Origin of the sequence: Kitasatospora sp. NPDC127035 (genome assembly GCF_042726075.1) — a bacterium.
Lineage (GTDB): Bacteria > Actinomycetota > Actinomycetes > Streptomycetales > Streptomycetaceae > Kitasatospora.
The window spans coordinates 77461-87690 of record NZ_JBHXDN010000034.1 but is presented as its reverse complement, the minus strand read 5'-3'; the positions used below and the strand labels follow the sequence as shown (position 1 = coordinate 87690).

Here is a 10230-nt window from a genome sequence, read left to right as displayed (position 1 = left end):
CACTTTTTTTTATGTTCTTGATGGTTTACGATTTTTTTTTTTGTCTGGTGGGCTCGTTTTTTTTTTTTTCTGCGCGCCGCGGGGGGGGGGGGGGGCCCGGGGCGCGGGGGCACCCGGGGCCGCCCGGTCGGTTCTGGTGCTGCCGTGTGCCGTGGTGCCGCCCCGCCGAACGGGCTGCGGCTCGGCCGGCCGCCCTACGGGTCAGACGGTGTGCGCGTCGGTCAGCGAGAGCACCTCGTCGAGCACCGCGAGACCCGCCTTGGCCTCCTCCTCGGTCACCGTGCACGGGGGGACGACGTGGAAGCGGTTCATGTTGACGAACGGCCAGAGCCCGCGCCGCTTGCAGGCGGCGGCCAGCTCGGCCATCGGCGCGTTGGCCGCACCGGCCGCGTTGTACGGCACCAGCGGCTCGCGGGTGGCGCGGTCCTTCACCAGGTCGAGCGCCCAGAACACGCCGAGCCCGCGCACCTCGCCGATCGAGGGGTGGCGCTCGGCCAGCTCGCGCAGGCCGGGGCCGATCACGGTCTCGCCGATGTGCCGGGCGTTCTCGACGATGCCCTCCTCGGCCATCGCGTTGATCGTGGCGATCGCCGAGGCGCAGGCCAGCGGGTGACCGGAGTAGGTGAGCCCGCCGGGGAACGGCCGCTCGGCGAAGGTCGCGGCGATCTCCGCGCTGATCGCCACGCCGCCGAGCGGGACGTAGCCCGAGTTGACGCCCTTGGCGAAGGTGAGCAGGTCCGGGGTGACGTCCCAGTGGTCGGCGGCGAACCAGGCACCGGTACGGCCGAAGCCGGCCATCACCTCGTCCAGGATGAAGACGATGCCGTAGCGGTCGCAGATCTCCCGGACGCCGGCCAGGTAGCCGGGCGGCGGGACGAGGATGCCGGCGGTGCCGACCACCGTCTCCAGGATGATCGCCGCGACGGTGCCCGGGCCCTCGAACGCGATCACCTGCTCCAGGTGTGCCAGCGCGCGCTCGGACTCCTGCGCCTCGTTCTCGGCGTGGAAGTTGGAGCGGTAGGCGTACGGCCCCCAGAAGTGCACGATGCCGGAGACACCGGTCTCGTTGGCCCAGCGGCGCGGGTCGCCGGTGAGGGCGATCGCGTTGGCGGTGGCGCCGTGGTACGAGCGGTAGGTGGCGAGCACCTTCTGACGGCCGGTGTGCAGCCGGGCCAGCCGGATGGCGTTCTCGTTGGCCTCGGCGCCGCCGTTGGTGAAGAAGATCCGGTCGAGGTCGCCCGGGGTCCGCTCGGCGATCAGCCGGGCGGCCTCGCTGCGGGACTCCACCGCGAAGCCGGGAGCGATGGTGCAGAGCTTCGCCGCCTGCTCCTGGATCGCCGCGACCACCTTCGGGTGCTGGTGACCGATGTTGGTGTTCACCAGCTGCGAGGAGAAGTCGAGGTAACGGTTTCCGTCGTAGTCCCAGAAGTACGAGCCCTCGGCGCCGGCCACCGCGAGGGGGTCGATCAGGGCCTGGGCGGACCACGAGTGGAAGACGTGCGCGCGGTCGGCGGCCTTGACGGCCTGGCCGGCGGCTGGGTCGGCGGTGGGGATGCTCATGCGGCAAGGCTAGGGAGTCCGGCCGCCGAAGTGCAGGCGCATCCTGTCAGGCGGTCACCCGAACGGCCGACAGGGTGCAAAGACACAGGGCCCGGGTCTCAAGGACCCGGGCCCATCGTCGGATCACCCGAACATCAGATCGCAGGCATCCTGTGCCCGACCGTCACGACCCGCTAGATCGCGGTCATGACGTGCTTCACGCGGGTGTAGTCCTCGAAGCCGTAGGAGGAGAGGTCCTTGCCGTAGCCGGACTTCTTGAAACCACCGTGCGGCATCTCGGCGACCAGCGGGATGTGGGTGTTGATCCAGACGCAGCCGAAGTCCAGCCGGCGGGACATCCGCATCGCGCGGGCGTGGTCCTTGGTCCAGACCGAGGAGGCCAGCGCGTACTCGACGCCGTTGGCGTAGTCGACGGCCTGGTCCTCGTCGGAGAACCGCTGCACGGTGATGACCGGGCCGAAGACCTCGTTCTGGATGATCTCGTCGTCCTGGTTCAGCCCGGAGACGACGGTCGGGGCGTAGAAGTAGCCCTTGTCGCCGACCCGGTGGCCACCGGCCTCGACCTTGGCGTGCTCCGGCAGGCGCTCGATGAAGCCGGTGACCTGCGTCAGCTGGTTGGCGTTGTTCAGCGGGCCGTAGAGCACGTCCTCGTCGTCCACGCCGCCGGTCTTGGTCTCGGCCGCGGCCTTGGCCAGCGCCTCGACGAACGCGTCGTGGATCGACTCGTGCACCAGCACGCGGGTGGCGGCGGTGCAGTCCTGGCCGGCGTTGAAGAAGCCCGCCACGGAGATGCCCTCGACCGCCTCGGCGATGTCGGCGTCCTCGAAGACCACGACCGGGGCCTTGCCGCCCAGCTCCAGGTGGACGCGCTTGACGTCCTTGGAGGCGGACTCGGCGACCGAGATGCCGGCCCGCACCGAGCCGGTGATCGAGGCCATCGCCGGGGTGGGGTGCTCGACCATGGCCTTGCCGGTCTCCCGGTCGCCGCAGATCACGTTGAAGACGCCGGCCGGCAGCTCCAGGTCCCTCAGGACGCCGCCGATGATCTCGGCCAGCAGCACCGTGGAGGCGGGGGTGGTGTCGGAGGGCTTCAGCACCACGGTGTTGCCGGCGGCGATGGCCGGGGCGAACTTCCAGACGGCCATCATCATCGGGTAGTTCCACGGCGCCACCTGGGCGCAGACGCCGACCGGCTCGCGGCGGACGATCGAGGTCATGCCGTCCATGTACTCACCGGCGGCCTTGCCCTCCAGCAGGCGGGCGGCACCGGCGAAGAACCGGATCTGGTCGACCATCGGGCCGATCTCCTCGGAGAGCGTCAGCGACCGCGGCTTGCCCGTGTTGCGACACTCGACGTCGACGATCTCGTCGGCACGCGCCTCGACCGCGTCGGCGATCTTCAGCAGCAGCTTCTGCCGGGTGCTCGGAGTGGCGTCGCGCCAGAGCGGGAACGCGGCTGCGGCACTGGCCATGGCGGAGTCCACGTCGGAGGCACCGGACAGCGGGGACGTCGCGTAGACCTCGCCGGTGGTGGGGTCGACGATGTCGAGCGTGCGGCCGTCCGCCGCCTCGACGAACTCACCGTTGATGTAGTTGCGCAGCGTGCGAAGGTCGCTCACGGTCTCTCCTCGGTCTCGGCCTGCGGCGTTGCAGAATCCGGCGCCATGGTACGTCGACCGGTCCGGCCGACGAAGGGCGCCGAGTGGCCGGGCCGGCGGCGGCACGGTCCACTGGTGGGGTAGTTCGCGCGGCCCTGCGGAGCCACGCGGGTACCGGGCCAGGTTAACCGTTCGACTGCCGGTATCGACAGATCGGTCACGTGGGTGCGATGAAATCCGCATCCAATTTCCAAGATCACGACGAAATCAGCAGATCTCGAGCTTGCGAACACGATCCTGATCAGGCACAGTTGCGGCGTGGCCAACCGCGACCGGAACGCCAGCGTTCCCCTCGACGCCGCCTCCAAGGCGATCATCGAGCAGCTCCAGGAGGACGGGCGCCGCCCGTACGCCGCCATCGGCAAGGCCGTCGGCCTGTCCGAGGCGGCCGTACGACAGCGCGTCCAGAAGCTGCTCGACCAGGGCGTGATGCAGATCGTCGCCGTCACGGACCCGCTCACCGTCGGCTTCACCCGCCAGGCGATGGTCGGGATCCGGGTCGAAGGCGACATCGAACCCGTCGCCGACGCGTTGGCCGCCCTCGACGAGGTCGACTACGTCGTCTGCACCGCAGGCTCGTTCGATCTCCTGGCCGAACTGGTCTGCGAGGACGACGAGCACCTGCTCGAACTGATCAACAAGCGCATCCGCGCGCTTCCCGGCGTGCGGAGCACCGAGAGCTTCGTTTACCTGAAGCTCCGGAAACAGACCTACACCTGGGGCACCCGATGACAGCCGACCCGGCGCAGAAGGACCTTTCCAAGACCGCCTACGACCACCTGTGGATGCACTTCACCCGCATGTCGTCGTACGAGAACTCTCCCGTGCCGACGATCGTCAAGGGCGAGGGCACCTACGTCTGGGACGACAAGGGCCGCAAGTACCTCGACGGCCTCGCCGGCCTGTTCGTCGTCCAGGCCGGCCACGGCCGTGAGGAGCTCGCCGAGGCCGCCGCCAAGCAGGCCAAGGAGCTCGCCTTCTTCCCGGTGTGGAGCTACGCCCACCCGAAGGCCGTCGAGCTGGCCGAGCGCCTGGCCAACTACGCCCCGGGCGACCTCAACAAGGTCTTCTTCTCCACCGGTGGCGGCGAGGCCGTCGAGACCGCCTGGAAGCTTGCCAAGCAGTACTTCAAGCTGACCGGCAAGCCGACCAAGTACAAGGTCATCTCGCGCGCCGTCGCCTACCACGGCACCCCGCAGGGCGCCCTCTCCATCACCGGCCTGCCGGGCCTGAAGGCCCCGTTCGAGCCGCTGGTGCCGGGCACCCACAAGGCCCCGAACACCAACATCTACCGCGCCCCGGCCTTCCTGGCCGGCCCCGACGGCACGGTCGACCCCGAGGCGTACGGCCGCTGGTGCGCCGACGAGATCGAGGTCGCGATCCTCAACGAGGGCGCCGACACCGTCGCCGCCGTCTTCGTCGAGCCGGTGCAGAACGCCGGCGGCTGCTTCCCGCCGCCGCCCGGGTACTTCCAGCGCCTGCGCGAGATCTGCGACCGCCACGACGTGCTGCTGGTCTCGGACGAGGTCATCTGCGCCTTCGGCCGCCTCGGCACCATGTTCGGCGCCGACAAGTTCGGCTACCAGCCCGACATGATCACCTGCGCCAAGGGCATGACCTCGGGGTACTCCCCGATCGGCGCCACGATCATCTCGGACCGCCTCGCCGAGCCGTTCTACAAGGGTGACAACACCTTCCTGCACGGCTACACCTTCGGTGGCCACCCGGTCTCCTCCGCGGTGGCGCTGGCCAACCTCGACATCTTCGAGCGCGAGGGCCTGAACCAGCACGTCCTCGACAACGAGGCGAACTTCCTCGGCACCCTGAACAAGCTGCGCGACCTGCCGATCGTCGGCGACGTCCGCGGCAACGGGTACTTCTACGGCATCGAGCTCGTGAAGGACAAGGCCACCAAGGAGTCGTTCAACGACGACGAGGTCGAGCGCGTCCTCTACGGCTTCCTGTCGAAGGCGCTCTTCGACAACGGCCTGTACTGCCGCGCCGACGACCGTGGCGACCCGGTCGTCCAGCTGGCCCCGCCGCTGATCTCCGACCAGTCGACCTTCGACGAGATCGAGCAGATCCTGCGGACCAGCCTCACCGACGCGTGGGCGAAGATCTGACGGTCCGAGCCTCCTTCCCCACCCTCCGCCGCAGGGCGGTCCCGCTTCCCGCGGGGCCGCCCTGCGGCGTTTCCCCCGGCACCCGGTCGCGGGCCACCGCCCGCCTGCTCCCCCGCCCGCCGTTCCTCCGGACCGTCCCCGACGGTTTTCACGACCGGTTCTTCGATCAAACACGCCTGATTCCGGGTGATTTGCCCCTGATGGGCCAGTGTGCCGCACCCGCGCCCAGGCCCGATCGTTCTAATCTGACGACTGTCATATCCCTGCGGCCACCCAGGATGGAACCTCATGTCAGCGTCCCCTCCTGACAACGACGTGCTGTGGGCCCGGGGGATCGTCAAGTCCCATCACGGCACCCCCGCGCTGCGCGGCGTCTCGATCGGTGTGCGGGAGGGCGAGGTGCTCGCCGTCACCGGTCCGCGCGGCTCCGGCAAGAGCACTCTGCTCGGCTGTCTCTCCGCGCTCCTCCCGGTCGACGAGGGCGAGGTCTGGTTCAACAGCTCCCCCGTGCACACCCTGAGCCGGGCCGGCCGGGAACGGCTCCGCCGCGACCGCTTCGGCTTCGTCGGCTCCGAACCGCACCTGGTGCCCGAACTGACCGCCCGTGAGAACGTCGCCCTGCCGCTGCTGCTCGCCGGGGCCGGCGGCAAGGCCGCCTACACCGCCGCCGACGAGTGGCTGGAGCGCCTCGACATCGGCGAGCTCGCCAAGGTCCGGCCGGATCGACTGGTGCAGGGCCAGCGGCAGCGGGTCGCCGTCGCCCGCGCGCTCGCCCCGCTGCCGCCGGTCGTCTTCGCCGACGACCCGACCGCCCCGCTGCACCGCGAGACCGCCGAACAGGTCATGCGGATACTGACCAGCGCGGCCCGCTCGCACCAGCTCACCCTCGTGCTGGCCACCCACGACCCCGAGCTCGTCCGGTACGCGGACCGTTCCGTCGCGCTCGTCGACGGCCGGCCGTCCGCCCCTGCCGCGCCCGTCACCCGCGGCGGCCCCGTCGCCGCCGGAGGCACCGGAGCCGCCGGGCCCTCCGCCGTCCCCGCCACCGGCCGCTGACGACGCCTATCGCCCGCCGCCTGCCGCCTGCCGCCTGCCGCTGAAAGAGTCGACGTGTTCTATCTCCGTCTGGCCCGGGGCTACCGGGCCCTCGACCTCGGCCGCTGGCTGCTGACCGCCCTGGCCGGCGCGGTCGTCGCCGCCTTCCTCCTGCGCGCCCTCGGCCGCGCGATGAGCGAGCCGCTCGGCGGCACCGGCGCCCTCCCCCGGCTGCTCTGGTGCCTGCCGCCACTGGCCGCCGTCGGCTGGTTCGCCGCCGTCGCCGCCCGCGCCGTCCCGGCCCGGTGGCCCGAACGGATCACCGGCCTCACCGCCGCCGGCGCCGGGTCCGCCCGGATCCGGGCCCTGATCGCCGGCGAGGTCGCGCTCGCCTGCGGCGCCGGCTCCGTCCTGACCCTGCTGGTCTTCCTGGTCCTGCGCAACGACATCGCCGGTCCGGCACTCGCCGACGAACTCGGCATGGGCGTACCGCTCCCGGCCGCCGCGCCGGTGACCCTGCTCGCCCTCGTCCCGCTCACCGCCGGGATCGCGGCGGCCGGCGCGGTCTCGCACGCCGAGACCCTGCCCGGCCGCCCCGGGCCCGAGCCGACCGGGTTCGGCCCCTGGCGGCTCGCCCTGCCGGTCGGCCTCGCCGTGATCGGCCTCGCCCTGGAACTGATCGCCCTCCGGCCCGGCGCCGCCGCCGACGGCCGCCCGATCCACCTGCGGGCCGGGCTCGGCACCACCAGCACCGCGGCCCTCGGCGGCTGGATCGCCGGTGCCCTGGGCCTCGCCCTCCTCACGGGGCCGCTGCTCGGATGGGCCGGCCGGCTGCTCGCACTCGGCCGGCCCACCCCGCTGCGCCTGCTCGCCGGGCGCGGCCTGACCGCGCAGGCCCGCCGGCTCGGTCCGCCGCTCGCGGTACTCACCCTGGTGCTCGCGGTGGTGCTCACCACCGTCCGCTACTGGATCGGCGAGCCGGGCAGCGCGGACGTCCTGCCCGCGATCGAGGCGGCTCTCGTCCTGGGCTGCGCAGTCGCCGCGGTGGCGGCCCGGCTGGCCGAACTGCGCACCGCCCGCCGGGGGGTCGCCGAGACCCTGCTGCGGCTCGGCGTCGCACCCCGGATACTGTTCGGCGCGGTCGCGCTGCGGACACTGATGGTCGGCACGGTCCTGCTGGTCACCGGCGGGGCCACCGCGGCGCTGGCCGCGGCCGGCCTGCGCTGACCCCGCCGCTCGGATCGCTCCGGCTCAGCCTGCTGCGGCGAGCTGGCCGCAGGCGCCGTCGATCTCCTGACCGCGGGTGTCCCGGACGGTGGTCGGCACTCCGTGGGACTGCAGCCTCCGGACGAACTCGCGCTCGTCCTCGGGCCGGGAGGCCGTCCACTTGGAGCCCGGGGTCGGGTTCAGCGGGATCAGGTTGACGTGCACCCGGTGGTTCTTGATCAGCCGGCCGAGCAGGTCCGCCCGCCACGCCTGGTCGTTGATGTCCTTGATCAGCGCGTACTCGATGGAGATCCGGCGGCCGGACTTCTCCGCGTAGTTCCACGCCGCGTCCAGCACCTCGGCGACCTTCCACCGGGTGTTGACCGGCACCAGCTCGTCGCGCAGCTCGTCGTCCGGGGCGTGCAGCGAGAGCGCCAGGCGGCAGCTGAGTCCTTCGTCCGCCAGCCGGTTCATCGCCGGGACCAGCCCGACGGTGGAGACCGTGATGCCCCGCTGGGAGAGACCGAAGCCGTCCGGCGCCGGGTCGGTCAGACGGCGGATCGAGGCCAGCACGCGGTTGTAGTTCGCGAGCGGCTCGCCCATGCCCATGAAGACCACGTTGGAGAGCCGCGCCTCACCGCCCGGGATCTCGCCGTCCTTGAGCGCGCGCATCCCGGCGGCGATCTGCTCGACGATCTCGGCGGTGGAGAGGTTCCGGGTCAGCCCGGCCTGTCCGGTCGCGCAGAACGGGCAGTTCATGCCGCATCCGGCCTGCGAGCTGATGCACATGGTGACCCGGTCCGGGTAGCGCATCAGCACCGACTCGACGAGGGTGCCGTCGAACAGCTTCCAGAGCGTCTTGCGGGTGGTGTCGTCGTCGCAGGACACGTGGCGGACCACCGACATGAGCTCGGGCAGCAGGGCCTCGGTGAGCTTCTCCCGGCTGGCGGCGGGGATGTCCGTCCAGCTCGCCGGGTCGTTCGACATCCGGCCGAAGTAGTGGTTGGAGAGCTGCTTCGAGCGGAACGGCTGCTCGCCCAGCTCGGCGACGGCCTCCTTGCGCTCGGTGGGGCTCAGGTCGGCGAGGTGTCGCGGGGGCTTCGCGCCGCGCGGCGCGGCAAAGGTGAGTTCTCCGGGCTTAGGCATGGTTCATCCAGTGTCGCAGACGGCGCGGGCCCCGGACGCCTGGCGTCCGGGGCCCTGCTCACACCTCTGGTCGAAGCCCTGATCGCGGCCCTGATCGCGGCCCTGGTCCGGCCTCCGGGGCCGGCCTGCGGGCACCGTCCCTCCGGCCTGCGGCTCAGCTGCCGACGAAGGCCGCCAGCAGCAGCCAGACCACCGGGGCGGTCGGCAGCAGCGAGTCCAGCCGGTCCATGATGCCGCCGTGACCGGGCAGCAGCGTGCCCATGTCCTTGATGCCGAGGTCGCGCTTGATCATCGACTCGCCCAGGTCACCCAGGGTCGCGGTGACCGCCGCGCAACCGCCCAGGATCAGACCCTGCCACCAGCTGCCGCCGTCGATCACGAACTGCATCAGCAGCGCGCCCGCCAGCATCGACAGGCCGATACCGCCGGCCAGGCCCTCACGGGTCTTGCCCGGGCTGATCGTCGGCGCCAGCTTGGTCCTGCCGAACTTGTAGCCCACCGCGTAGGCCCCGGTGTCACTGCAGACCGTGACGATCAGGAAGAGCACGATCCGCTGCGGGCCGTCGTCGGCCGCCAGCATCATCGCCACGAAGGTGGCCAGGAAGGGGACGTAGAAGGCGGTGAAGATGCCGGCCGTTATGTCCCGCAGGTAGTTCTCCGGCGGCTCGGCCATCCGCCAGACCATCACCGCCAGTCCGGTCAGCGCGAGCGAAGCGGCCGCCCACTGGATCCCCGACCAGTAGCCGGTGGCGACCATCGCGATGCCACCCGCGACCAGCGGGACGAGCGGTGCCTTGATCTCCTTGCGCTCGGCCAGCCGGCTGGTCAGCTCCCAGATGCCGACCGACACCGCCGCGATCACCACGACGAGGAACAGGGCCTTGACGAAGAACAACGAGGCGACGATGACCGCGCCGAGGCCGACACCCACGCCTATCGCGGCCTGGAGATTGCGACCACCGCGCTGCTTGCGCTGTTGCGGCTGCGGGTCGGGCTGCGCCACGGATGTCTCCTGCCCTGGGTGGAACGACGGCACGGGGTGGGGCTGCCCCGCCGCAGGGTGAGGCGCCGCCGGGTGACCCGGGGGCACCGGGTACGCCGCGGCGCCCTGGTACGGCCGGGCACCGGGGGCGGGGGCGGTGTCGTCGGTGATCGCGCGCAGCACGACCGTCTCCGACGAACCCGGCTCCGCCGGGCCGGGCTGCTCGTCCCGGAACAGCGGACCGCTCAGCCGGCCGGCTTCCCGGACCGGCCCCTCGGCGGGTTCGGGCCCGGGCCGGGCTCCCGGCCGGGGTCCCGCGTCGGCCGCTACGGGAGGCATGACCTGAGTCTCCTCCGCGTCGGCGCCCCAGTACACCGGAGACTGCTGGGAGTGACCCGTTCGGTGGCCGGGGTCACCCGCGCCGTGCCGTCCCGGGCCGTCGTACGGCCCTCGGACGCCCTGCTGTTCCGGGGCCCCGTACTGCTCCGGGGTGCCGTACTGGTTGCCGTACCGGTCCGGG

At 71.5% G+C, this 10230-nt stretch carries 8 protein-coding genes; 4 read left to right on the top strand and 4 right to left on the bottom strand.

Annotated features, from left to right (window positions below; genetic code table 11):
* Positions 1-201 precede the first annotated feature (201 nt).
* Both ACFWIC_RS23265 and ACFWIC_RS23260 read right to left on the bottom strand, forming a co-directional pair.
* A complete protein-coding gene (locus ACFWIC_RS23265; protein ID WP_329951688.1) occupies positions 202-1560 on the bottom strand; it encodes an aspartate aminotransferase family protein in 1359 nt (452 codons plus the stop codon).
* A 173-nt stretch (positions 1561-1733) separates the two neighbouring features.
* Positions 1734-3179, bottom strand: coding sequence for a gamma-aminobutyraldehyde dehydrogenase (locus ACFWIC_RS23260; RefSeq protein WP_380519907.1), 1446 nt, complete (start codon positions 3177-3179; stop codon positions 1734-1736).
* A gap of 297 nt (positions 3180-3476) precedes the next feature.
* On the opposite strand from ACFWIC_RS23260, the gene ACFWIC_RS23255 reads away from it, so the two are divergent.
* From ACFWIC_RS23255 to ACFWIC_RS23240, 4 genes are all read left to right on the top strand, one after another.
* On the top strand, positions 3477-3950 hold the full coding sequence (locus ACFWIC_RS23255; protein ID WP_030243538.1) for an Lrp/AsnC family transcriptional regulator: 474 nt from the start codon (positions 3477-3479) through the stop codon (positions 3948-3950).
* Positions 3947-5341: an aspartate aminotransferase family protein gene (locus ACFWIC_RS23250; RefSeq protein ID WP_329882901.1), complete on the top strand. Its 1395-nt coding sequence runs from the start codon at positions 3947-3949 to the stop codon at positions 5339-5341. Before ACFWIC_RS23255 ends, ACFWIC_RS23250 begins: the two co-directional genes overlap by 4 nt.
* 288 nt (positions 5342-5629) lie before the next feature.
* A complete protein-coding gene (locus tag ACFWIC_RS23245) occupies positions 5630-6397 on the top strand; it encodes an ABC transporter ATP-binding protein (protein WP_329882900.1) in 768 nt (255 codons plus the stop codon).
* A 54-nt stretch (positions 6398-6451) separates the two neighbouring features.
* The gene (locus ACFWIC_RS23240; RefSeq protein WP_380519906.1) at positions 6452-7603 is read left to right on the top strand and encodes a hypothetical protein; all 1152 of its coding nucleotides are present in this window, start codon (positions 6452-6454) and stop codon (positions 7601-7603) included.
* A 24-nt stretch (positions 7604-7627) separates the two neighbouring features.
* On the opposite strand, the gene rlmN is transcribed toward ACFWIC_RS23240, so the two are convergent.
* Both rlmN and ACFWIC_RS23230 read right to left on the bottom strand, forming a co-directional pair.
* Positions 7628-8728: a 23S rRNA (adenine(2503)-C(2))-methyltransferase RlmN gene (rlmN, locus tag ACFWIC_RS23235; RefSeq protein WP_329882898.1), complete on the bottom strand. Its 1101-nt coding sequence runs from the start codon at positions 8726-8728 to the stop codon at positions 7628-7630.
* A 154-nt stretch (positions 8729-8882) separates the two neighbouring features.
* Positions 8883-10049 (bottom strand): phosphatidate cytidylyltransferase, encoded by a 1167-nt coding sequence (locus ACFWIC_RS23230; protein WP_380519905.1) that lies wholly within the window; start codon positions 10047-10049, stop codon positions 8883-8885.
* Between the last annotated feature and the right edge of the window lie 181 nt (positions 10050-10230).